Source organism: Flagellimonas okinawensis, assembly GCF_029194005.1.
In the GTDB taxonomy this organism is placed as follows: domain Bacteria; phylum Bacteroidota; class Bacteroidia; order Flavobacteriales; family Flavobacteriaceae; genus Flagellimonas; species Flagellimonas okinawensis.
In genome coordinates, this window is record NZ_JARFVA010000002.1 from 405,014 (window position 1) to 427,396 (window position 22,383).

Below are 22,383 nucleotides of genomic sequence, written 5' to 3' on the forward strand. Positions count from 1 at the left end.
AAGAAGTAGGGTTTTTTGGCTAAAAGTCCTTTATTCGCTTAATATTTTCTGCCTGTAACCATCCTGTTTGGCCATCAGCTATGCGAATTCTTTTCCAGTCATCCAGCTCGTCTAGAATATTTACTTTGGTCCCTTCATGAATTGTAAATGCTGCACTACTGTTGGTGTTGGGCTCAGAATTTACGTTTACCTCTTTGGCAAAAACAATGGCTGGGTCATCGTTCTTGTTTTGTTGTTGGTTAAGGTAGGCCATTAATATGCACACAACAGCAAAGCCAAGTGAAAGCATACTGGAAATAAATGCGGCCCTTTTTTGATTGGCCGAACCAAGTAAATAATAGGCCATATAGGCCAAAACAAAAAGGAAGACCAAAGCAACGGCCAAGTATGCCCATTGATTACAATCGAACATGCCAACGGCCGACCTGTATATTTTGGATATTTCTGTGGTTGGAACCTCCTCAATGGCATCCAGTCTCATATTCTGGGCGAACCGTAAATTGTTCTTGATCTCTTCATTGTTCGGATCTAAGAGCAATGCTTTCTCGTAGTAGTAAATACTGGGTCCAATGGAATTGAGCTTGTAATAACAATTCCCCATGTTAAAGTACAGCGAGGAGGAGTGCTCACCATGCTCTAAGATTTGCTCATAATTTTCTATGGCTGAAGAGTACTCTCCATTATTGTACAGTTCGGTGGCTTCATTAAAAAGGGCTTCATTTTGGGCAAAACCAAAGCTAAAGCTCAGAAAAAACACCAGATATGCTATCCTTTTCATCCTCATAACTGTTTGTCCAAATTAGAAATTACTTCGCTGGCCTTTTCATAATCCTGCTGCATCTGTACATTGGAAAACGGACTGTAGCGCGCCATTTCACAACTGGTCAATAGGCTAATGAACCCATCAATATACTCTTTTTGAACATGTTTCTCTGAAAGTATATTTGTGATCTTATCCTTGCTGAACTCTGTTGTTTCTATGTGCAATTTAGCTTTTAGATAATTGTGCAATCCTTTTTCCAAGGCTACATAGAAAGCTTCTTTGTTGCCCAATTCCTTTTTGGCGGTTGACAGATATTTTTTAGCGAGTTTGTTCGCCTTTTTTATTTTGTTGCCGACAACATCACTTGCGATGGCCTCTCTTTTCTTGAACGTGAAAATGGCTATCGGAATCAGCAATAATGGTGCAAACAATAGAATAAAAAATAGTTTGGAACCAAAAAAGCATTTTACCTCAATAGGCTCAAGATTGGGATTTATATTGATAAAATGAAATTGTTCGCCTGTGGGAACAACGGCTTGTTTATTGGCCGAAACCCCCGATGCATCAACCGATGTACTGGTGGGGCCTTCCATAACCTCAATGTTTATTTCTTCCGAATTGATGGTTTCGTATTTCTCCGTGTCCGGATTAAAAAAGCTAAAAGAAATACTGGGTATTGGGTATTTTCCTCGGAAAGAAGGCACAATGGTATAATTGTTCGAAACCTTCCCCTCCATTCCGGAACTATAGGTGTTTATGGCCTCTTCATACTCGGGGTCGTATACTTCCAATGAACTTGGCAGTTCCGGTTCGGGAAGTTGAAACAACTTTAGATTCCCCTTACCTGAAACCTCTACTTTTGCCTGTAGTGATTCCGAAGCATTCAATTGTGTTTTACTTGTGGTAACGGAAAAATCAAAATCACCTACGGCACCACTGAAGTTTGCTGGTTTCCCCGCTTCCGGTAATGGTTTTACAGTAATGGTGCGCTTGCCGGCAGAAACTGTTTTGCTGGTCTGTGTATAGATTCTACCCCCGAAAAAATCCCTTTGATTGGTGGGTACATCTACAAAAATTTCAAGAGAGAGCGGTTCAATGTCCAGTTTGCCCGATTTTTGTGGGTAGAGCACAACTCTTTTTAGGACAACGTATCGATAGGGTTTGCCCTGATAGGTGCCGTTTTGCGCGGTATGTTTTGTTACGGGAATGTCTTGGCTCCAAAAATTATTGTAAGTCGGATTATCCAATGGGCGATAGTTGGTCACGCTGATATTCGGGCTCACATATAGCTTGTAAATTACGGTAACGGCTTCGTTGAGATATGGATTTCCTTTGGAAACTTCTGCGACCAGATGTAGATTTTCGTCGGCTACATCGTCAACGGTTTTTTGTGCGTTCGGTTTATCTACCGCTGCGGTTACCTCTACCTTTTTAGGGGTTGTTTTATAGGTTTTGCCATCTATTTCAATGGTGGCTTGGTTAATGGTAAAGCTTCCCCTTGCCGTTGGTACTAAAATATAAGTGTAGGTTTTGGAAAAGCTACGCTTGCCATTTATCCAAGAAGAACTTATGGACTGCGATGGTCCCATCACCACTTTGAAGTTTTCAAATTGTGGCGGCTTAAAATTGTCGCCATCCTTGTTCATGGTGAAATCCACTCTAAGGCGCTCGTTTATCCCCAGCTCCTCTTTGCTGAGATTCATGGTAAACGTAACACCATCTTGAGTTTCCTCCTGGGCACGGGTGTGCCAACCTATTAGGAGGAACAATCCCAATATGAACGATATGTTTGACTTGAGAACTTTCATTACCAGTCCTTCTCGTTTTTAATTTTCTTTCCTCGAACTTTACGGGCCTCCATTTTCTCCTGTACTTTTTTCTCTTCGTTCTGCATGGCCTCTAACAAATTCTGAATCTGCTGTTCGGAAAGTTGATTGGGTCTTGGCTGTTGTTTTTTGTCATCAGGTTGGTCACCTTCATTGGGCTTTTTTTCTTGCTCTTTCTTTTTATCTCCATCGCCCTCTTGGTTTTCCTCGGGCTTATCTTCTCCATTTTCTCCTTGATCACCCTTATCCTTGTTTTCGTCTTCTTTTTGTTCCCCGTCTTCTTTCTTTTCGTTGTCTCCGCCTTCGTTGTTCTGGTCTTGGTTTTTATCCTTGTTCTCGTTTTCTTGGTCTTTTTTGTCCTCGTTGTCCTTGTTTTGGTCGTTCTTTTGTTCGTCTTGTTCTTTCTCTAACATTTTTTTGGCTAAAGCAAGGTTGTAACGGGTTTCGTCGTCGTTCGGGTTACTGCGCAAAGCCTGTTTGTATGCTTCCACAGCTTTCTTGTATTCTTTGTTTTTCATGAATACGTTGCCCATATTATGAAATGCCTTATGTTTTTCTCCTTTGTTCTCAGCGGCTTCTCCTGCTTCTTTATAACGCCCAAAAGCTTCTCCAAAGCTTTCCCTGTTGTAATAGGCGTTTCCTAAATTAAATCTAGCAACGGCATTTTTGTCGCTCTTGGATATGGCCTTTCTGTAATCGGCCTCAGCGGTAATAAAATCGTTGGATGTAAGCTGTTCATTGGCCTCGTAAGTAAGATTGGTGGAGGCTTGCAAGGCTTTTTCAGCGGCTCTTTCCGCTTTTTCCGTAATGTCGTCCTGTGCTTGGACCGCGCCAAAACAAAGCAATAGTCCAAACATCAACTTCATCTTATTCATCATCGTGCTCATTAAAAAGATTCAGTTTTTTCAACCATTGTGTTTTTCTATCCAAAACGAAGATGTCCAAAAATAAAAATAAAAAGCCAGCGGCCAGGAACCATTGAAACTGGTCCTTGTATTCTGCAAATTGTTTGGCTTCAAATTCTGTTTTGTCCATTCGGTTTAGTTCCTCTTTGATGTATTCCACCGCATTTTCGGTGTTGGAACCATCAATATAATCTCCATTGCCCCTGTCGGCAATCTGTGTCAATACATTTTCGTTCAATTTGGTGATCACCACCTCACCTTGGTTATCTTTTTTTAGGCTTTCCACAATTCCGTTACGTTTGATGGGAATTGGAGCTCCTTTTGCTTTACCTACTCCAATAGTGTAAACCCGGATTCCATTTTGTGTGGCTTTTTCTACCGCGTTTATGGTAGAGTTTTCGGAGTGATCTTCCCCGTCGGAAACAATAAAAAGAACCCTGTTTGTCTGTTGGGAATCGTCGTAATAGGTGCTTGCCAGATCAATGGCGGCATTAATTGCGGTTCCTTGTGATGATAGCATATCGGTGTTCATGCTTTGCAGGAACATTTTTGCCGCACCGTAATCCGTAGTAATGGGCAATTGTGGATAGGCTTGTCCTGCATAGGCGATAATCCCAATTCGGTCACTGGCCAATTGGTTGATGATTTCCGAAACTATACGTTTGGATTTTTCCAGACGGTTTGGGGCAATATCTTCTGCCAGCATACTTTTGGAAACATCTATGGCGAACACAATATCAACACCTTCCCTCTTAACGGTCTCTAGTTTGGTTCCAATTTTGGGGTTTACCAATCCCAATATGAGAAAGGCGAGCCCTCCCAGAAGAAATACCATTTTAAGTGTTGATTTAAAGCTGGATTTATTCGGGGCCAAACGTTTGAGCAGTTTGGTGTCGGCAAAACGCTTTTGTGTTTTCTTCTTCCAGATTTGAAGAAAAAAGAACGCCAGGGCCATAACTGGGATTATGGCCAAGAGGTAGAAATATATTTTTTCGTCAAACTGAATCATCCTCTAAATAAAACTTTTAAAGATGGAATTACGCAAAGCCCATTCCAACAACAGTAATATTCCTGCCAAGAAAATCAATGGCCTGAACTTTTCTTCGTATTTGTAATATTTGAATTCCTCTATTTCTGTTTTTTCCAACTTGTTGATTTCGTCATAAATAGCCTCCAAGGACTCGTTGTCGGTGGCACGGAAGTACTTACCTCCGGTCACTTCTGCAATTTCTTCCAGCAATTCCTCATCAATTTGTACCTGTCGCATCCCATATCTGAAAGAACCATCCCTGTTATAGGTTATGGGTGTTAAGGCATTGCCGTTTGTTCCCAGACCAATGGTATAGGTCTTGATTCCAAATTCAACCGCTAGATCTGCTGCGGTCCTAGGTTCAATAAAGCCAGAATTATTGACACCGTCCGTTAAAAGAATGATAACTTTACTAATGGCCTTGCTTTCTTTAAGGCGATTTACCGATGTGGCCAGCCCCATTCCAATGGCGGTACCATCCTCTAGTTCACCGTAGGTTACTTCTTCCAAAGCGTTCAATACAATGGTTTTGTCGCTTGTGATAGGTGTTTTTGTATAACTTTCACCTGCATAGCCCACCAATCCGATACGGTCGTTCGGACGCCCTTCGATAAAATTGGCGGCCACCTCTTTTAAAGCAGTAAGCCGGTTCGGTTTTAGGTCGCGGGCCAACATACTGGATGATACATCAATGGCCATTACAATATCAATACCCTGGGTAGTTTTTGTCCGAGTAGAAATATCCTCGGTCTGTGGTCTTGCCAATGCCGTAATAATGGCTGCCAGGGCCATTAACCGGATTCCGAACAGTACGGGTTTTAATTTAGACGCCCAGCTCCTTACCGTAAAGCCCTTGATACTCGATATCCGAAGTGATGCCATTTCATTTTTCCGTTTGAAAAAATACCATAGCAAAGCCACTGGCAATAACAATAAAAGCCAGAAAAACTCAGGATTTGCAAATTCTATATTCTCAAACATTTAAACTTGTGTTTTTACGTCCAGACTTCCCAAAATTCGGTCCACGATCCGTTCTGCATACTCATCATCCTCTTCCCAGGTAATTACTACCTGTTGAATGAATCCCTTACCTCCAAAAGTGAGAATGTTGTATTTGGCCCTTTTGGAATCCCCATTGGGTCTTTCCAAAGTACCGGAACCAAAGGTTTTCATTCCCTTTACACCTGACTGTGTTTCAAACTCTTCTTGTTTGGTAATGATATTTTTTAGGCCCAACTGTTCAAAATTGATCAAGGTAGAATTGATTACCGCATCAAATTGGGGCTCTTCTTCCTGTTCTTTAAAAGTGATGGAACTGGTGCTCACAGAAAAAATACCAACATAACTTCCATAGGAAAATGCCTGAAGCTCCTTGATCAGCTCTTCAGTCTCTTTTGGAAGTTTTAGCTCTTGTCTTACTAAAACTTCGGGAGTTTCCAACTGTATGGGAGGGAATCCGTACGAACTTGCCACCCATTCACCTTCCAGAAGATCTTTTGTGGGGTAACCAAAAACAGTATCTCTTACTTTTTTGGCACCGAAATAAAGGGTTGATCCAACTCCGGCCGCTAAAATTATTCCTGCAAATATGGCTGCGGCCCAGTAAATTCGCTTTCGTTGTTTTTTCTTGGCAAGTTCTTCCAAGTACTCTTCATTCAATAATAAATCTTCCTCGGTCGGTTCGGGGAGTCCTTCGTGAGTTTTGGTGACGATTTCCTCCACTAATTTTCTGTCCTGTTCAGCAATAGTTGAAGCAGGTTTGTTCTTGGCGAATTTTACGAGGTCCGCCGTTTGCAAGATCTTTCTAAACTGTTGGATCGTGTCGTCTTCTAGTTTAAGTTCACCTGCATCCCGTAACATTTCCAATTTGGTAATGAGCTCGGAGGTGGTACTTTCCATTGCAGATACATGGACGTCCTCTTCCAGGTACGAACGAACAATGTCCGTTAGCTCCGAATAGTATTGTTTATATTCGTCTTGAATCAGGTATCTGGAATTTTCCAGTTTTTTTAGTTCTATCAACGCCCGGTCGTAAGGAGGCAACAATGCCACTTTTTCTTCTTCGGTCAGTGGTTTTTTGCGTAAAAAGAACCAATAGACCAATCCACCGACCACAATAAGGCCTAAAAGGATGTATAGTGCGGTAAGCCACATATCGGCCGTGCTTCGCTCTACCTCTATTAGGGGTTTGATGTCGTACATCTTTTGTTTGGTGGTGTCCACAACCACATCGGCTACCTTCACTTGAAAGGAATCTGTGAAAAAAGGCTGTTCGTTGATGGCGATTCGCTGAGGTGGAATAGTATATGCGCCACTATCAAACTGAGTAAGGGAATATATTTTTTGAAGAATGATCTTATTGTCATTTTTCAGGGTGTCGGCCATTATGGCTTCCACGGTTTCCAAAGGGGAAAATGTTTGTCCCTCTGGAAAGAAAACAACATCGGTAGAGTCTGTTTCCACCGTTATCTTATACGTAATCTGTTCCCCGATTTTGATGGCCAAGGTATCCACTTCTGCATCCACCTTGGGTCCAGTTTGAGAGAAACTGATCGCAGGTAAAAGCATTAGCAGCAATAATGAGCTCCATATGGATAGAACCCTTTTTGCATGCATTGATTTATGTCCACCTTCCATTCGCATTATCCTCTTCGTTTAAAATAGCCCAACAGCTTTTTCACATAACTTTCATCCGCCCGGCAATTGATTACACCGCATCCCGACTTATTAAAGGAATTGGTAAAATAGGCGACTTTGTCTTTATAATGTTGTCCGTAAGCCACTCGCACTTGTTTGGATTGGGTGTTCACCAGTTGTATCTCCCCTGTTTCGGCATCTTGCATTTGCACCATTCCAAGGTTTGGGATGGTTTCTTCTCGCTCATCATAAACCCGAATACCAGTAACATCGTGTTTGTTTCCTACAATCCGAAGCGTGTTGTCGTAATCGTCTGCGATAAAATCCGAAAGCACAAAAACAATGGCTTTTTTCTTCATCACATTGGTCAAGAACTTTAGGGCCTCGGCAATGTTTGTTTCACTACTTTTTGGATGAAATTCCAACAACTCCCTAATGATTCTGAGTACGTGGCTTTTTCCTTTTTTAGGAGGGATATAAAGTTCTACTTCGTCGGAAAATAAAATCACACCTACCTTATCGTTGTTCTGAAGCGCAGAAAAGGCGAGTGTAGCAGAGATTTCGGTGACAATTTCTTTTTTGAACTGGTTGGAGGTACCAAAAAGTTCGGACCCACTCACGTCCACCATTAGCATCATGGTAAGTTCACGCTCTTCTTCAAAAACCTTGACATAGGGTTCGTTGTAGCGCGCTGTGACGTTCCAGTCGATGCTCCTTACGTCATCACCAAACTGATACTGGCGAACTTCACTGAACGTCATCCCCCGACCTTTGAACGTAGAGTGGTATTCCCCACCAAAAATATGGTCGGAAAGACGTCGGGTCTTAATTTCAATTTTACGTACTTTCTTTAGTAGTTCCTTTGTATCCATTTGGTTCAAAAAAAATAGGTTTTCGGGTTGGTTAAAGTATTGCTACTTATTCCGATAAACATTGAACCGCTAAGGCACTTCTACCTCGTTTACAATCTTATTGATGATTTCTTCGGAAGTAATATTTTCTGCCTCGGCCTCGTAGGTGATTCCGATTCTGTGGCGAAGTACGTCATGTACCACGGCCCTTACGTCTTCGGGAACCACGTAACCTCTTCGTTTGATGAACGCATAACACTTGGATGCATTGGCCAAGTTGATACTACCCCTAGGAGAGGCACCAAAACTGATCAGTGGCTTTAAGCTTTCCAAGTTGTATTTTTCAGGGTATCGCGTTGCGAAGATGAGGTCAAGAATATATTTTTCTATTTTTTCATCCATATAAACCTCACGAACAGTTTCTTGGGCCCTTAAAATTTGTTCCAGTGAAACTACGGGCTTGATTGGCTCTGTAGCACCTTTCAAATTTTGGCGGATAATAAGTTGCTCTTCGTTAAGTTTGGGATAATCGATTACCGTTTTCAGCATAAATCGGTCCACCTGTGCTTCAGGAAGTGGGTAAGTACCTTCTTGTTCCACAGGGTTCTGTGTGGCCATTACCAAAAACGGTTTATCTAGTATAAAAGTCTCATCACCAATGGTCACCTGCTTTTCCTGCATGGCCTCCAAAAGTGCGGATTGAACTTTTGCCGGAGCCCTGTTGATCTCATCTGCCAAAACAAAGTTGGCGAAGATGGGCCCTTTTTTAATTGAGAAATCGTTCTCTTTGATATTGTAGATCAGCGTACCGATAACGTCTGCGGGCAAAAGATCTGGAGTAAACTGAATTCTACTGAAACTTCCTTTTACAGCTTTTGCCAATGTGTTGATGGCCAAAGTTTTTGCAAGTCCGGGAACACCTTCGAGCAGAATATGCCCTTTTCCCAATAGACCGATCAATAGACGTTCTACCATGTGGGTCTGCCCTACAATAGCTTTGTTCATTTCAACCGTTAAAAGGTCAATAAAAGCGCTTTCTTGGGCGATTTTCTCATTCACAGCACTAATATCAATAGTAGTGTTTTCTTCCATTATATACTTTTATTGTTTGGTGTTAAGGTCGGGGTTTTTACTAAGGTGTGCAAAATGAAAATTTATTTAAAACCTGCCTGTTAATTAATGGTTAAAAAAAACGCTAAACCCCTAGTTTTATGAAGGATTTAAGGGTTTAATTTTATACTTTCAGCACATATGGAACAGACAACGAAATTTTCCCGTATTATATCGGGAGCAATGACTTGGGGGAGTTGGGGAAAAAAACTTTCCAAAAAGGAAATGGTTGAATTGATGCAACATAGCATCGAATGTGGCCTGACCACTTTTGACCATGCCGACATTTACGGAAGTTATTCCACAGAGGGCGATTTTGGAGCAGCCTTTGGTGAAAGTGGAATCAAACGGGAAGATATCCAGTTGATCTCCAAATGTGGGATTCAATTGACCCGCGGGAGAAATAACAAGATCAACCACTACCAATACGACAAAGAGTATATTATTTGGTCAGCGGAAGAATCCTTAAAAAAGTTGAAGACAGATTATCTGGATTTCTTTTTAATGCACCGCCCAAGTCCCCTAATGCAACCGGATGAAATGGCAGAAGCTGCCCAACATTTACTACAAAGCGGGAAAATCAAGCAATTTGGAGTGTCCAATTTTACGACTTCCCAAGTGGCCGTGCTCAACAATGTAATTCCTGTTGAAGGAAACCAGGTCGAATTTTCTTTGACGCATCATGATCCTATGTACGATGGAACTTTTGATGATTGCATCGCCAACAAAAGAATGGCAATGGCCTGGAGTCCGTTGGGGAATTTTTTTAGGGAAACCGACGATCAGGTTGAACGGATCAAAGAAGTTATGCCTACCCTTATGGAGAAATACAATGCAACCGAAAGCCAGTTGCTCTTGGCATGGATATTAAAGCACCCTGCCAAAGTACACCCGGTGATCGGAACCACCAACAAAGAAAGAATTGAACAATCGGCCGCGGCCGCAAAAATAGATTTAGAACTTCAGGATTGGTTCACCCTTTTGGTGGCCGGTCAAGGTCATGATGTTCCGTAAGAAAGCATAAATAATGAAAAAAACAGCACTAATTACTGGAGCTACAAGTGGAATTGGAAAGGCTACTGCCGAACTTTTTGCAAAGCAAGGCTTTAATTTGATTCTCTGTGGTCGCAGACAGGAACGCTTAAAACAACTCCAAAATGAGCTGGGCAGGGACACCGCTATTTTCACGCTGAACTTTGATGTGAGAAATCGAGAAGATGTATTTGCAGCGATAGAAAGTTTGCCCAAGGAATTTTCAGAGATTGATATTTTGGTCAACAACGCGGGGAATGCCCACGGTCTGGATCCAATTGATAAGGGCAGCCCAGATGATTGGGATGCCATGTTGGATATCAATGTTAAAGGATTGCTTTACATATCCAAGGCCATTATTCCAAAAATGACGGAACGTAAATCAGGCCATATCATAAATATTGGTTCCACTGCTGGCAAGGAGGTTTACCCCAATGGGAATGTGTATTGTGCCAGCAAGCATGCCGTGGATGCTATCAACCAGGGTATGCGAATAGATTTAAATGCCTATGGCATTCGAGTGGGGGCCGTTAATCCAGGCTTGGTGGAAACCGAGTTCAGTGATGTCCGCTTTAAAGGGGACTCCGAAAGGGCGTCAAATGTGTACAAAGGATTTCAACCCTTAAAACCAGAGGATATTGCGGACATTATTCTGTTTGTTGTTACTCGGCCTTATCACGTTAACATTGCTGACCTTGTAGTAATGCCCACCGCACAGGCCAGCAGCACAATTGTGAATAAGCAACTATGATTAATAAACGCCTACTCGTAAAAAACTTATTGGCCCACAACGACGAGAATAGTTTTTACGACAAAAAGCGTTTTATATCCATTGGAGAGAAGGAAGGCAAGGCCAAATTTTTAAAGCATGTCTGTGCCTTGGCCAACAGCAATCCCAAAAATAATTCCTTTATTGTGATCGGGGTGGAGGACGAGGACAATACCATTGTTGGCGTTGATTTTTTTGATGACAGCAAAATCCAGAATCTTGTGAACGCTTATCTGGACAATCCCCCTTTGATTTCATACGAAAACATTCCCTTTCCCCATTTGCCAGAAGGCAAGGTGGTCGGGTTGGTCACCATAAGATCCAACGGTAAGGTATGTGCCCTACGTAAAAATATATGGAAGTACTACGGAGGGGCAGTTTTCTTCCGTGAAGGAAGCATCAGCCTGCCCAAAGCTTTTGATATTGAGTTAAAGGACATCAATTCCGAAAAAGTGGCTACTATTGAGCAGCATGCTAGGAACAATATTGAATATACGCTGGATGCCGTCATCAATTTTTTTAATACCAGACACCCTGATCTAACCAGTGATTACAAAGTTTTCAAGGAGCAGTTTGTTGTCTGTTGGGCTGGAAATAAAAAGAAGATAAAAGGGAAAGTCTATTACTCCAGAGTTGATATTGAACTGATCAACGAACAGGTAAAACTGTTCTATTCAGCCTTGGATGAAATCACTATTGACTACGATGACGATTCCTTCAAAACATTGGAATATGTGCAGTTGGGGTTGGGCTCCCAGCAAAAATATTATCCCTTAGAGGAAATGACGATCACATTTTCGGACAATGGCAAGTACACCATTAACAGCAAGCTCATTTTTGAACCGCCACAGTTTGATAAAAAAACGCTGTACCATGTGTACAACACCAATAATGCGCTGCTTAAAAAACTGGAAAACCATATTCCACTGACCGATGCCGAGCACACGGATATCACCCATTTACCCGCTACTTATCTTATTTGCTACTTAAATGGCTTTGAAGAGGCGAAGGACAAAATGGACAATTCCAGAGCACTACTGAAAGCCTATGACACCCATGTATATCAATCTTTGAAGGAGTCGCAACGGATTTTAAGAAAGGTGAGGTACGCCTAGGATTTCATGAGCCAGAGCATCTGGTAGGGCATGATTTCTAAAAGGGCACTATTAAGTTCCACTTTTTCACCAGATACCAAATCCATTGGTTCCCCTTTACTGAAATATCCGAGTTTTTTGATCCAACTGCTATCGATTACCTGAGCATTTTCATCAAAATTACAGATGATCAACAACCCTTTCTGATCTTGGACCCTTTCAAAAGAAAGGATGTGGTCGTTCCCTGTGTAGCAGAGTTCAAGATTGTTGTGGTCGGCAAAAATCGTGTTTCCTTTTCTTAATTTGATGAGCTTTTTTAGCGCATGGAATATTGTGGATTGAGGCGAATCTTGATTATCTAAAGTGGAAATGGTTTCCCAATCCTGCAAGGGTCGGTTCACCCATCGGCTATCCCCTTTTTTGGATACATCATTTTGGAAAGAATAGTCGTTCAGTGTTCCGATTTCATCTCCAGCGTAAATCAGGGGAATACCTCCAAAAGCCAGTATGATGCCGTGGAGCATAATTATTTTTCGCACCGACTCTTCCAATAGGTCATCATCTTTGGTTTTGAGGGCTTTTTCAAGACCCAACAAGGATGCTGCACTACCCGTAATCCGACCATCACCTGTTTTTGGATTGTACATAAAAAGCATACCCATGGCTGGCGACCAGTCCAATCGTTGGCAATAATAGTCCAACAAAAATTTTCGGTGCATTTCTGGGTTCCAGCCCAATTCTTGGATGAGGTGGTTTTCGTAGCCCAAACCAATATCATCGTGACAGCGGATGTAATTGACCCAAGTGCAATCTTTTGGTTTTTGAGGTACATGCATCAGACTCTTGTACAGCAATTGTGTCTTTTTTGTAGCGATGGAGTTCCATAAAAGTGCCATTAAAGATGCATTGTAGGCGACTTCGCATTCGTTGCCCTTTTTTTCTTCTTCCCCAAAATATTTTATGATGTCCGTTGGGGCCACAATGGCTTCCGCTAAAAGTATGGAGCCCGGGGCCACTACTTGTAGACACATTCGGAACAAGGAGATAAGGTTGTGGGCTTCGGGCAGGTTTTGGGAAATGGTCCCGATTTTTTTCCAAAGGAAAGCCAGGGCGTCAAAACGGACGACATCCACACCCATATCGGTTAGCTTTACCAAATTGGTGAACATCTCCAAGAATACCTCGGGATTTGTATAGTTGAGGTCCCATTGGTAGCTATTGAAAACCGTCATTACCCACTTGTCCATTTCAGGGATATGGGTAAAATTGCCCGGTGAGGTTTCCGGGAAAACCTCGGGCAGGGTTTTTTCAAATTCGGCTGGAATAGTGAAATCTTCGTAGGTGTAGTAGTAACCCTGGTATTTTTTATCCCCTTTTTTGGCTTTTTTGGCCCAAGAATATTCGTTGGAGGTATGATTGACCACAAAATCGAGCATTAAATAGATGCCATTTTTGCGAAATGCTTTGGTCAACTCCAGTAAATCTTTTTTTGAGCCATATTTTTTGTCCACTTCCAGGTAATTGTTCACGGCATAGCCACCATCGCTTTCTCCTTTGGGTCGAGTGGTGATGGGCATTAGGTGTAAAAAGTTGACCCCAAGTTCTTTGAAATAGGGTATTTTCCCTTGCAGTCCTTTCAGGTCCTTGTTGAAATGCTCCACATAAAGTTGCATTCCCATCAGTTTTTCGGATTGGTGCCAATTACCTGATTCTAATCGTTCCAAATCTTGCATTCTTAATGCTTCGGGTCTTTCCAGAAACAATTTGGGAAGAAGTTTCAGTAATTTTTGGAAATGTTTTTTGTGTTGTTCTTCATTGTAAAGGGAAAAGAATTGTTTTTGGATCAAGGTAAGGTTGGTGGCCAATCGTTGATCAAAAAGTTCTTGAGGGCTTTTTCCCTTATGTGGGAGCAGTCTATGTAATGTGGCCTGGTTCATCTATTTTTTGAGCTGTTCTTTAGTGGGCAAGGCCACAATTGCGCCATAATTGGTAGTTGTAATGGCGCCTGCTTTATTGGCAAGACCAACCATTTTTTCGACCAGTGAAAAATCTTCGAAAACAGGATCAAAATTTCCCAAATCGGAAATTTGGTACAACAGGCATCCAATAAAAGCATCACCAGCTCCCGTGGTATCCAAAGGCGAAACTTTTACACTTGGAATTACCTTTTTAGTTCCGTTCATACTCAGTAAGGTTCCGTCTTTGCCCAGTGTAACCGTTATAATCTTGGTCCCGACCTTGTGCAGTATATCACAGGCTTCATGGAGGTCTTCTTTGCCAGAAATGAGCTGAGCTTCTTCCAGACTGAACTTGCACAAATGTGATTTCTCCACAAAGGGCATACATTTTTTTATAAAGGACTCTTCATCGTGCTTCCAAAGGTCTGACCTAAAATTTGGATCAAAACAGATGAACATGTCCTTGGTAAGACCATCAAAAAGATATTTGGCATAGGTTTTTTCCAAGGGTCCGCCCAAAAGGGCTGTTGCTGCCCCAAGGTGAAGTATATTTCCTGGAAGACTTTTGCGAAGATCGGGATCGTAAGACAGTTCCCGGTCAGCTCCACGACTGAATACAAAATCGCGCTCACCATCTTCGGATAGGGAAACAAACGCGAGTGTTGTAAAAGTGTCCGACAGTTGTGTCAACGAGATATCGACACTTTCGTTCTTGAGGGTTTCCAATAAAAATTTACCGAAAGGGTCCTTTCCTACACATCCAATAAAAATAGCGTTTCCACCAAGTTTGGATATCGCACAGGCGACATTGGCAGGCGCGCCTCCCGCTTTTTTTGTAAACTCGTTCGCTTTGGACAGGTCGCTTCCTTGTCTTTCGGCAACAAAATCTATCAACACTTCCCCAATGCAGTAAACTTTTTTCATAATTATTTCGGAATATTCTAAGGTACATAGAATTTGTCTCCACGACCAAAAAACAGTTAGGTTTATTTGGATTCTAGGTTAAATGCGTGATAAAGCTGCCATGTTTTTTCATAGCCCAATCATTTGTGTGTAATATTGTCAAAAACTTTTCTATGCGAACACTTGTAGTGGGCGACATTCATTCTGGGGTAAGGGCATTGGAACAACTAATTACCAAGGCCAAAGTGTCCCAGAGCGATCATATTATTTTTTTGGGAGATTATGTTGATGCTTGGAGTACCGCAGTGGAGACCATTGATTTTTTAATACAGCTCCAGGATGAGTTAAACTGTACTTTTATCCGTGGCAACCACGATGAGCTATGTAGGGAATGGCTAATGCACCAAAAGGAAAATCCGCAATGGTTGGCTCATGGCGGTACGGCCACTCGGGATTCATACCTAAAGGCAAGCCGTGATACATGGGAGGCTCATCTGAGGTTTTATGAGGAACTCAAAAATTATTATTTGGCAGAGGATAACCGACTTTTTTTACATGCCGGTTACACCAACCTCAAAGGAATCGATTTCGAATATTTTGAGCAATCCTTTTATTGGGATCGAACTTTATGGGAATTGGCCACGGCCCTTGATCCTGAACTGACACCTTCCGATTCCAAGTTTCCAAAAAGGCTCACCCATTATAAAGAAGTGTTCATTGGCCATACACCATTGTCCAAGAATAGTTTTGTTCAGCCACAAAAGCGGGCGAATGTATGGAACGTGGATACAGGTGCCGCATTTAAGGGAGGATTGACCATGTTGGACGTGGAATCTAAGGAATATTGGCAAAGCGATCCTGTTCATACATTTTATCCCGGTGAAAAAGGGAGGAATTAGAGATAAAATCATTAAATTATAGAGACAAGAATAAAACCCCGAATATGTCGATTAAAAATATAAGATTGGAAGTAATGCAGGCGATAGAACCCAAAGTGGAAGGGTTTATGGATGAATTCCTGATTCCAACAGAAAAAATATGGCAACCCACTGATTTTTTACCGGATTCGCAAAGCGATACTTTTTTTGATGAAGTAGAACAAATACGTGGAGAAGCGAAAGAACTTGGTTATGATTTTTGGGTTACACTCGTGGCGGACACTATTACCGAAGAAGCCCTACCGACCTACGAATCTTGGTTGATGGATGTTGAAGGTATAGATCAGCACAACGGTAAGGACAATGGTTGGAGCAAATGGGTCCGTGCATGGACCGCAGAGGAGAACAGGCATGGTGATGTCCTAAACAAATATTTATATCTATCTGGTCGTGTGAACATGCGAGAAATAGAGATTACCACACAACATTTGATTTCTGATGGTTTTGACATTGGTACCGATAGAGATCCATATAAAAACTTTGTTTACACCACCTTCCAGGAGCTGGCAACGAACATCTCCCATAAGCGTGTGGGCAAAATGGCAAGAAAGAAAGGAAATGGTCTTTTGGCAAAGATGTGTACTATTATAGCAGGGGACGAAATGAGGCATCATTTGGCGTACCGTGAGTTTGTAAAGACGATAATGGGCCAAGACCCTGATGGTATGGTACTGGCATTCGCAGATATGATGAAGAAAAAAATTGTGATGCCCGCCCATTTTTTAAGGGAATCCGGAGGAAGTATTGGAGAGGCCTTTGAACAATTTTCCAATTGTGCCCAACGATTAGGTGTTTATACGGCTCAAGACTACATAGAGATTCTTAAAAAATTGAATGATTATTGGGACATTGGAAACCTAAGAGGGTTGTCTGACCAAGCAGAGAAGGCTAGGGTTTATCTCATGAAGCTTCCGGAGAGATTGCAACGGATATCCGAACGTATGCAATTTTCGCAACAGCAATATACTTTTAAATGGGTAGAGGCCAACGGAATGCTGTAGAAAGACTGGTCGGTCCATGAGGGATGGTCAATATTTGCCCGCTCTATGTTTTTCTTGCCATTCAAACAATTGTGCCCAATGTCCCTCATGGGCCATTTTAGCCTGCATGGGCCAAGATGCCGGGTCGTGAATGCGATAGCGTTTTCCTCCGGAATCGAGTACTTCTTGGCATTTATCGGCAGAGGTTTCGGCGAGTTCTTTCCAAGTTTTAATTCCGAAATCATGGAATAGCCCTTCGATTTTTGGCCCAATGCCTTCCACCAATTTAAGGTCGTTTTCCTTAATGGTTTTACCAAAGGTAACTTTTGCCTGTTTTGGGTCAAATATATAAGGTGAGGGTTTCGTTGAAATATCGGGGCGTTTCTCTAGATTGAGTTGTTGGGTTTTGCTGGTATACCCTTCCAATCGTTTTTTACAATTCTCCAATTCCGATTTTAACTTGGAATTTTCAATTTCCAGACTATTCAATTCAATGGATTCATCGACGATAGTAGGCGTGTCGGATTTTCCAAAAAAATACCCAAGAATACCTGCAACAATCCCTGTCGTTGCCAAAATGATCCAATACCAGATAGTAGAGCTAGCCCAATCCATTTTAGAGTGAATAAAATGCCATCGGAAATGGCTCCTTTAAAATATTAAAAATTTCTTAAAATCTTGAATAAAACCTTCAGAAATTGAGTGATTTAGAGGTATTTGAACTTTTGTAGGAAAAATCAAAAGCAGAAAATAAATCAAAAGGCACCAATCATACATTATTTGAGACCACTGGTAAGATACCTCTTAATTTCTTGATCAAATATTTGGAAATTTGAGACTCAATATTAGGTGAAGAACCCTGTTTCTCCCGACAAAGATCCGGCATTGAAATGGGGTTTTAAAGTTAAGTTTGAGTTAGTTAAGTTGGTTTTAAAGACTGCCCATTTGAGGTTTAACCCAAATGGGCGGCTTTTCTTTTTTATAGATCGAACTTAATTCCTTGGGCAAGTGGAAGTTCTGTAGTGTAGTTTATGGTGTTGGTCTGTCTTCTCATATAAACTTTCCAAGCATCCGAACCACTTTCTCGTCCACCTCCTGTTTCTTTTTCACCACCAAAGGCTCCACCGATCTCTGCTCCAGAGGTGCCAATATTTACATTGGCAATTCCACAATCAGAACCTTCAACAGAGAGGAAACGTTCGGCCTCGCGCAGATTGTTCGTCATTATGGCGGAGGACAAGCCTTGTCTTACCCCGTTTTGCATATCCAGCGCATTTTGTAGATCGCCCTTATATTTTAGTAGATAAAGTACAGGACCAAAGGTCTCGTGCTGAACTATTTCAAAATGATTTTCGGCTTCTGCAATGGCCGGCTTTACGTAGCATCCACTTTCGTATCCTTCACCTTCGAGTACGCCTCCCTCGACCAAAACCTTTCCACCTTCTGCCTTTACTTTTTCAAGGGCGCTCAAATAATTTTTCACTGCATCCTTGTCGATCAGGGGTCCAACGTGGTTGTTTTCATCCAATGGGTTGCCGATACGTATTTGTTTATAGGCATCCACAATGGCATTTTTAACCTTATCGTACACGTCTTCGTGGACAATTAGTCGTCTAGTGGAAGTACAACGTTGTCCACAGGTTCCAACAGCCCCAAAAACGGCACCGATTACAGTGTTTTTGATGTTTGCATCCGGTGTTACTATGATAGCATTGTTGCCACCAAGCTCCAATAAGGACTTACCTAGTCGTTCTGCTACCGTTTTTGCGACAATTTTCCCCATTCGGGTAGAGCCGGTCGCCGATATCAATGGTACACGTTCATCTTTTGTCATAAGTTCGCCCACGGTATAGTTTCCGGTTATCAAACACGAAATACCTTCGGGAACACCATTTTTAGCGAATACGCGTGCAGCAATGTTCTGGCATGCTACCGACGTCATTGGTGTTTTTTCCGATCCTTTCCAAATACAGGCATCTCCACAAACCCAAGCTAAGGCCGTATTCCAAGACCAAACGGCCACAGGGAAGTTAAATGCGGATATAATGCCCACAACGCCAAGGGGATGGTATTGTTCGTACATTCTATGTCCCGGTCTTTCACTGTGCATAGTTAAACCGTGTAATTGCCTGGACAGACCCACGGCAAAATCACAGATATCGATCATTTCCTGTACTTCCCCCAATCCTTCTTGGTAACTTTTACCCATTTCATAGGATACCAATTTGCCCAATGGTTCTTTCAGCCTTCTCAGTTCATCATTAAACTGTCGGACTACTTCACCTCTCTGAGGTGCTGGCAAGGTCCGCCATTTTTTAAAACCTTCCTGGGCTGTACTGATCACTTTTTCGTAATCCTCTTTGGTGGTCGCTTTTACTTTACCTATTAGCTGACCATCAACAGGAGAGTAAGATTCAATTATATCTCCGTTAGAAAACCAATCCGCACCTGTCGAAGTACCATTGTTTATTTCGTTAAGCCCCAATTCTTTTAGGGCTTCTTCTATTCCAAAAGCAGTTGCTGTTTTTGACATTTATAACTTTTTACTTGTGAATTGTTATATTTCTACAATATTACAAATAATCTTCAAGAGGATGAACGGTTTACAGGAATTGATGTATTGCAAGTAGAACTATTCCCAACAATGCGGGAAGTGCCTGAACCGTAAATATTTTTTTTGACGCGGTTAATGCTCCATAAATACCCGCAACTGATACACAGCCCAAAAAGAAGAATGCAACATAAACTTGCCAAACAGGGTCTTCGATCATGAGCGACCAAATAAGTCCTGCGGACAAAAATCCATTGTACAATCCTTGGTTTGCTGCCAGTGTTTTTGTTGGTTCGAACAAATGTTCGGGCAAGGAGCGAAATACCTTTTTAGCTTTGGTGGTCCATGCGAACATCTCCAGCCATAAAAAATACAGATGGAGGATTGCCACAACCCCTATTACGATTTTTGCAAAGAGGAGTATCATTCTTCTTTTGCAACAAAACGTTCATCAACCGGCATAACAGTGCCACAATTTTTGCAGGTTCGAAGCTCTTCCGAACCGTAAAAGTGCTTAAAATGCCCCAAGAAATCATTTTCGATATCGTGGAGTTTAAAGTAAACCTCGTACAATTTATGATTGCAGTTGTCGCAGAACCAAAGCAACCCGTCCTCTGCATCGAGATGTGCACGTTTCCGTTCTATGACCAATCCAATGGAACCTTCCTGTCTAGCAGGTGAATGTGGGACCTTGGCAGGATGGAGGTACATATCGCCAGGACCCAGTTTCATGGTTTTTTTCTCACCTTCCTCTTGGATGTGGACTTCTATGTTCCCCTCCAATTGATAGAAAAGTTCTTCGGTTTCGTTATAATGATAGTCCTTACGTGCATTCGGACCGGCAACGATCATAACAATATAATCTCCGGACTCTTTGTAAAGGTTTTTATTCCCTACCGGGGGTTTTAGCGTATCTCTGTTTTCCTCAATCCATTTATTAAGATTAAAAGGTGCTTTTGTAGCCATGCTTTAAGATTTTACGAAAGGTAAAAAAAACCTTGCTGGCAACATAGTATTTCATGAAAAAGGCCTGCTGTTCGACAGACCTTTTAATTAAATTATTCCTATTGTAATTGGATTATTCCACCTTAATGAATATTTGGGTGAAGTAAGGCCTCCCATCTTTATCCAATTGAACACTTAGGGTGGTGTGGCTAAAATCTCCTTCCATCGCTTCTCTATGTGAAGTACTATTGATCCATGCATCAATGGTGAACTCTGCCGATGTATAATATCGGGCCACGTTTTCAGATATGAGCAATGCATTCATTTCATCAGCAATTTTAGCTGCACGATTTTCAAAATTGTCATGGCTAAGCTTGTTTTTGGAGATCATGTAATCGTTATGCTCCTCGGCATATTTATATGCAGAAGTGCTCTTTACTAGAGTGTTAAGGCCTAGTGATGACCGATGCTCATTGACCAGGAGCAAAAGGTCCTCTTCCATTTTAATCGGGTCAACCGTGATTTTTTCATTGCCGGTGTTGGCTTCTGTGTAGAGTTGATCCAGTTCTTCCGAAGATGATTTGCTGCAGCTTGCAAACAGCAATAGAAAGACCATGACCAGCGTAACGCCAGAGTATTTTTTCATTTTTCGGGGTGTTTTCTGGGAGTGTTCTAAGTTCCCAAGTGTTCTCTTTTGCTAAAATAAAGGACACTATTTTCTTTCAATCATAATTTCCATGTCAGGTTGAATTATTACGTTGAAATACAGGAAACTGCGTTCAAGGGAATTAATTTGAAAAGTCGTTGTTCCGTTTAACGATAAAACTGAACCGTTTATATGACCTCGTTTTGGGTCTCGATGCTATCTTCTGGTGTAGTTTGTTCGTCATCAAAAACATAGGAGAACACCAAGTCTCCGATTTCCTTGATGGGTTCGTAAAAAATGGATTGTGCTTTGGTTTCCTCATTGATGAGACCTAGGGGCGATGCAAGTTTTTCAAAGAAAATTAGGAAAGCACCCAAGATCACGGCAACTTTTAGTGCTCCAAATATACCGCCAGCGATTTTGTTCAATAGTCCGAGCATGGCAAAATCGGCAATCTTGGTCAGGAATTTTCCTGCCAAGTTCACTACTATGATTATAGCAAAAAACGTAATCAAGAATGCTGCAATTTTGATGTATTGGTCACTCCAATCAAACTGTTCGGCAAGATATTCCCCTGTGATATACGAAAAATGGATGGCACCGTATATTCCGGCAATCAATGCAATCAAAGAGGCCAATTCTACAAAAAGGCCATTTTTTAAGCCTTTGTAAAGGCCCCAGACCAAAAGAATACCGATAATAATATCCAAAAAGCTCATACAAGGGTTTTAACAAATATAGAATATTGATTTGTACCTTTGGTACTCATAGCAAAACACATGTCCAGAGACGAACAATTAAAGGAAAGATGGGACTTTTTGGTGGAGAAACTATCCGCACAATTTTCGGATGGCGACCCATTGGAATTGGATGGTATTGTTTATTTAGTTGGAGTACAGGAGCTAGGAAGTTTTCACCGAAGGTTCAAAAAAGATGAAAAGGTCAACCTAATGCATATTGCCATTTGTAGATTATTGGAACCCTATGGGTACTACGATTTTGATTTTTTCGATGATGATGGATGGCCACATTACAAAATAAAGGAACAACTTCCCCCATTAAAGGCCGGTGAACAGACCGTATTGATGAAAGAGGCCGTGGTCAATTATTTCTTGGAAAAAGAATACATTACTTAAATGCAGACTGCCAAACCATACTATGCCGTAATTTTTACAAGCCTAAGAACCGATGGAGACCAGGGGTATGCTAAAATGGCGGAAGAAATGGAAACCTTGGCCAGAAAACAAGCTGGATTTTTGGATATTGAAAGTGCGAGAGAAGGGGTAGGCATCACGGTCAGTTATTGGGAAAGCTTGGAAGCCATTGCCAACTGGAAAGCCCATATGGACCATCGCCAAGCCCAGAAAAATGGAATAAAAACCTGGTATTCCTGGTACAAGGTCAGGATTTGCAGGGTAGAACGCGAATACGAATTCAATACATAG

23 protein-coding genes are annotated in these 22,383 nt (G+C 41.7%); 7 read left to right on the top strand and 16 right to left on the bottom strand.

Annotated features, from left to right (window positions below):
• Positions 1-19: 19 nt before the first annotated feature.
• From PY091_RS07630 to PY091_RS07665, 8 genes are all read right to left on the bottom strand, one after another.
• Positions 20-778, bottom strand: a complete 759-nt coding sequence (locus tag PY091_RS07630; protein WP_313790375.1) for an SH3 domain-containing protein — start codon at positions 776-778, stop codon at positions 20-22.
• A 2-nt stretch (positions 779-780) separates the two neighbouring features.
• Positions 781-2,571 (bottom strand): BatD family protein, encoded by a 1,791-nt coding sequence (locus PY091_RS07635; protein ID WP_275649115.1) that lies wholly within the window; start codon positions 2,569-2,571, stop codon positions 781-783.
• The gene (locus PY091_RS07640; RefSeq protein ID WP_275649116.1) at positions 2,571-3,476 is read right to left on the bottom strand and encodes a tetratricopeptide repeat protein; all 906 of its coding nucleotides are present in this window, start codon (positions 3,474-3,476) and stop codon (positions 2,571-2,573) included. The genes PY091_RS07635 and PY091_RS07640 overlap by 1 nt, the downstream gene beginning before the upstream one ends.
• Positions 3,457-4,503 carry a VWA domain-containing protein gene (locus PY091_RS07645; RefSeq protein ID WP_275649117.1) on the bottom strand — a complete coding sequence of 349 codons (1,047 nt, stop codon included), beginning with the start codon at positions 4,501-4,503 and terminating at the stop codon, positions 3,457-3,459. The genes PY091_RS07640 and PY091_RS07645 overlap by 20 nt, the downstream gene beginning before the upstream one ends.
• A 3-nt stretch (positions 4,504-4,506) precedes the next feature.
• Positions 4,507-5,505, bottom strand: coding sequence for a vWA domain-containing protein (locus PY091_RS07650; RefSeq protein WP_275649118.1), 999 nt, complete (start codon positions 5,503-5,505; stop codon positions 4,507-4,509).
• Positions 5,506-7,167, bottom strand: coding sequence for a BatD family protein (locus PY091_RS07655; RefSeq protein WP_313790376.1), 1,662 nt, complete (start codon positions 7,165-7,167; stop codon positions 5,506-5,508).
• Positions 7,167-8,033, bottom strand: coding sequence for a DUF58 domain-containing protein (locus tag PY091_RS07660; RefSeq protein WP_275649119.1), 867 nt, complete (start codon positions 8,031-8,033; stop codon positions 7,167-7,169). Before PY091_RS07660 ends, PY091_RS07655 begins: the two co-directional genes overlap by 1 nt.
• A 69-nt stretch (positions 8,034-8,102) precedes the next feature.
• Positions 8,103-9,104 (bottom strand): AAA family ATPase, encoded by a 1,002-nt coding sequence (locus PY091_RS07665; protein WP_127136332.1) that lies wholly within the window; start codon positions 9,102-9,104, stop codon positions 8,103-8,105.
• Positions 9,105-9,263: 159 nt separating this feature from the next.
• Here PY091_RS07665 and PY091_RS07670 point away from each other — a divergent pair, with 159 nt between their 5' ends.
• Genes PY091_RS07670 through PY091_RS07680 form a run of 3 tightly spaced genes read left to right on the top strand, consistent with a single transcriptional unit; the run spans position 9,264 to position 12,038 of the window.
• Positions 9,264-10,136: an aldo/keto reductase gene (locus tag PY091_RS07670; protein ID WP_275649120.1), complete on the top strand. Its 873-nt coding sequence runs from the start codon at positions 9,264-9,266 to the stop codon at positions 10,134-10,136.
• Between the two features lie 13 nt (positions 10,137-10,149).
• Positions 10,150-10,905: an SDR family NAD(P)-dependent oxidoreductase gene (locus tag PY091_RS07675; RefSeq protein WP_275649121.1), complete on the top strand. Its 756-nt coding sequence runs from the start codon at positions 10,150-10,152 to the stop codon at positions 10,903-10,905.
• Positions 10,902-12,038 (top strand): ATP-binding protein, encoded by a 1,137-nt coding sequence (locus PY091_RS07680; RefSeq protein ID WP_275649122.1) that lies wholly within the window; start codon positions 10,902-10,904, stop codon positions 12,036-12,038. The genes PY091_RS07675 and PY091_RS07680 overlap by 4 nt, the downstream gene beginning before the upstream one ends.
• Here PY091_RS07680 and PY091_RS07685 read toward each other — a convergent pair.
• Entirely contained in the window at positions 12,035-13,954 is a 1,920-nt protein-coding gene (locus tag PY091_RS07685; protein WP_275649123.1) for an amylosucrase, read from the bottom strand. The two genes, PY091_RS07680 and PY091_RS07685, sit on opposite strands and share 4 nt — an antisense overlap.
• Positions 13,955-14,899: a carbohydrate kinase family protein gene (locus tag PY091_RS07690; RefSeq protein ID WP_275649124.1), complete on the bottom strand. Its 945-nt coding sequence runs from the start codon at positions 14,897-14,899 to the stop codon at positions 13,955-13,957.
• 152 nt (positions 14,900-15,051) lie between these two features.
• Between PY091_RS07690 and PY091_RS07695 the strand changes: the two genes are divergently transcribed.
• Both PY091_RS07695 and PY091_RS07700 read left to right on the top strand, forming a co-directional pair.
• The gene (locus tag PY091_RS07695) at positions 15,052-15,777 is read left to right on the top strand and encodes a metallophosphoesterase family protein (protein WP_275649125.1); all 726 of its coding nucleotides are present in this window, start codon (positions 15,052-15,054) and stop codon (positions 15,775-15,777) included.
• 44 nt (positions 15,778-15,821) lie between these two features.
• Complete coding sequence (locus tag PY091_RS07700) at positions 15,822-16,817, top strand: acyl-ACP desaturase (RefSeq protein ID WP_275649126.1); 996 nt, start codon at positions 15,822-15,824, stop codon at positions 16,815-16,817.
• A 27-nt stretch (positions 16,818-16,844) separates the two neighbouring features.
• Here PY091_RS07700 and PY091_RS07705 read toward each other — a convergent pair whose 3' ends face one another.
• The 6 genes from PY091_RS07705 to PY091_RS07730 form a co-directional block, all read right to left on the bottom strand.
• Positions 16,845-17,411 (bottom strand): hypothetical protein, encoded by a 567-nt coding sequence (locus PY091_RS07705; protein WP_275649127.1) that lies wholly within the window; start codon positions 17,409-17,411, stop codon positions 16,845-16,847.
• A gap of 364 nt (positions 17,412-17,775) precedes the next feature.
• Positions 17,776-19,329, bottom strand: coding sequence for an L-piperidine-6-carboxylate dehydrogenase (gene amaB / locus PY091_RS07710; protein WP_275649128.1), 1,554 nt, complete (start codon positions 19,327-19,329; stop codon positions 17,776-17,778).
• Positions 19,330-19,399: 70 nt separating this feature from the next.
• Positions 19,400-19,774, bottom strand: coding sequence for a DUF1304 domain-containing protein (locus PY091_RS07715; RefSeq protein ID WP_275649129.1), 375 nt, complete (start codon positions 19,772-19,774; stop codon positions 19,400-19,402).
• The gene (locus PY091_RS07720; protein WP_275649130.1) at positions 19,771-20,313 is read right to left on the bottom strand and encodes a 3-hydroxyanthranilate 3,4-dioxygenase; all 543 of its coding nucleotides are present in this window, start codon (positions 20,311-20,313) and stop codon (positions 19,771-19,773) included. Before PY091_RS07720 ends, PY091_RS07715 begins: the two co-directional genes overlap by 4 nt.
• A 112-nt stretch (positions 20,314-20,425) precedes the next feature.
• On the bottom strand, positions 20,426-20,938 hold the full coding sequence (locus PY091_RS07725) for a CAP domain-containing protein (protein WP_275649131.1): 513 nt from the start codon (positions 20,936-20,938) through the stop codon (positions 20,426-20,428).
• A gap of 188 nt (positions 20,939-21,126) precedes the next feature.
• Complete coding sequence (locus PY091_RS07730; protein WP_275649132.1) at positions 21,127-21,657, bottom strand: CvpA family protein; 531 nt, start codon at positions 21,655-21,657, stop codon at positions 21,127-21,129.
• Between the two features lie 60 nt (positions 21,658-21,717).
• Between PY091_RS07730 and PY091_RS07735 the strand changes: the two genes are divergently transcribed.
• Complete coding sequence (locus PY091_RS07735; RefSeq protein WP_275649133.1) at positions 21,718-22,074, top strand: hypothetical protein; 357 nt, start codon at positions 21,718-21,720, stop codon at positions 22,072-22,074.
• Complete coding sequence (locus tag PY091_RS07740; RefSeq protein WP_275649134.1) at positions 22,075-22,383, top strand: antibiotic biosynthesis monooxygenase family protein; 309 nt, start codon at positions 22,075-22,077, stop codon at positions 22,381-22,383.

Excerpts from the sequence above, each read along its gene's own strand:
- PY091_RS07630 (WP_313790375.1), bottom strand. The coding sequence starts at position 778 with ATGAAAAGGATAGCATATCTGGTGTTTTTTCTGAGCTTTAGCTTTGGT.
- PY091_RS07635 (WP_275649115.1), bottom strand. The coding sequence starts at position 2,571 with ATGAAAGTTCTCAAGTCAAACATATCGTTCATATTGGGATTGTTCCTC.
- PY091_RS07640 (WP_275649116.1), bottom strand. The coding sequence starts at position 3,476 with ATGAGCACGATGATGAATAAGATGAAGTTGATGTTTGGACTATTGCTT.
- PY091_RS07645 (WP_275649117.1), bottom strand. The coding sequence starts at position 4,503 with ATGATTCAGTTTGACGAAAAAATATATTTCTACCTCTTGGCCATAATC.
- PY091_RS07650 (WP_275649118.1), bottom strand. The coding sequence starts at position 5,505 with ATGTTTGAGAATATAGAATTTGCAAATCCTGAGTTTTTCTGGCTTTTA.
- PY091_RS07655 (WP_313790376.1), bottom strand. The coding sequence starts at position 7,167 with ATGCGAATGGAAGGTGGACATAAATCAATGCATGCAAAAAGGGTTCTA.
- PY091_RS07660 (WP_275649119.1), bottom strand. The coding sequence starts at position 8,033 with ATGGATACAAAGGAACTACTAAAGAAAGTACGTAAAATTGAAATTAAG.
- PY091_RS07665 (WP_127136332.1), bottom strand. The coding sequence starts at position 9,104 with ATGGAAGAAAACACTACTATTGATATTAGTGCTGTGAATGAGAAAATC.
- PY091_RS07670 (WP_275649120.1), top strand. The coding sequence starts at position 9,264 with ATGGAACAGACAACGAAATTTTCCCGTATTATATCGGGAGCAATGACT.
- PY091_RS07675 (WP_275649121.1), top strand. The coding sequence starts at position 10,150 with ATGAAAAAAACAGCACTAATTACTGGAGCTACAAGTGGAATTGGAAAG.
- PY091_RS07680 (WP_275649122.1), top strand. The coding sequence starts at position 10,902 with ATGATTAATAAACGCCTACTCGTAAAAAACTTATTGGCCCACAACGAC.
- PY091_RS07685 (WP_275649123.1), bottom strand. The coding sequence starts at position 13,954 with ATGAACCAGGCCACATTACATAGACTGCTCCCACATAAGGGAAAAAGC.
- PY091_RS07690 (WP_275649124.1), bottom strand. The coding sequence starts at position 14,899 with ATGAAAAAAGTTTACTGCATTGGGGAAGTGTTGATAGATTTTGTTGCC.
- PY091_RS07695 (WP_275649125.1), top strand. The coding sequence starts at position 15,052 with ATGCGAACACTTGTAGTGGGCGACATTCATTCTGGGGTAAGGGCATTG.
- PY091_RS07700 (WP_275649126.1), top strand. The coding sequence starts at position 15,822 with ATGTCGATTAAAAATATAAGATTGGAAGTAATGCAGGCGATAGAACCC.
- PY091_RS07705 (WP_275649127.1), bottom strand. The coding sequence starts at position 17,411 with ATGGATTGGGCTAGCTCTACTATCTGGTATTGGATCATTTTGGCAACG.
- amaB (WP_275649128.1), bottom strand. The coding sequence starts at position 19,329 with ATGTCAAAAACAGCAACTGCTTTTGGAATAGAAGAAGCCCTAAAAGAA.
- PY091_RS07715 (WP_275649129.1), bottom strand. The coding sequence starts at position 19,774 with ATGATACTCCTCTTTGCAAAAATCGTAATAGGGGTTGTGGCAATCCTC.
- PY091_RS07720 (WP_275649130.1), bottom strand. The coding sequence starts at position 20,313 with ATGGCTACAAAAGCACCTTTTAATCTTAATAAATGGATTGAGGAAAAC.
- PY091_RS07725 (WP_275649131.1), bottom strand. The coding sequence starts at position 20,938 with ATGAAAAAATACTCTGGCGTTACGCTGGTCATGGTCTTTCTATTGCTG.
- PY091_RS07730 (WP_275649132.1), bottom strand. The coding sequence starts at position 21,657 with ATGAGCTTTTTGGATATTATTATCGGTATTCTTTTGGTCTGGGGCCTT.
- PY091_RS07735 (WP_275649133.1), top strand. The coding sequence starts at position 21,718 with ATGTCCAGAGACGAACAATTAAAGGAAAGATGGGACTTTTTGGTGGAG.
- PY091_RS07740 (WP_275649134.1), top strand. The coding sequence starts at position 22,075 with ATGCAGACTGCCAAACCATACTATGCCGTAATTTTTACAAGCCTAAGA.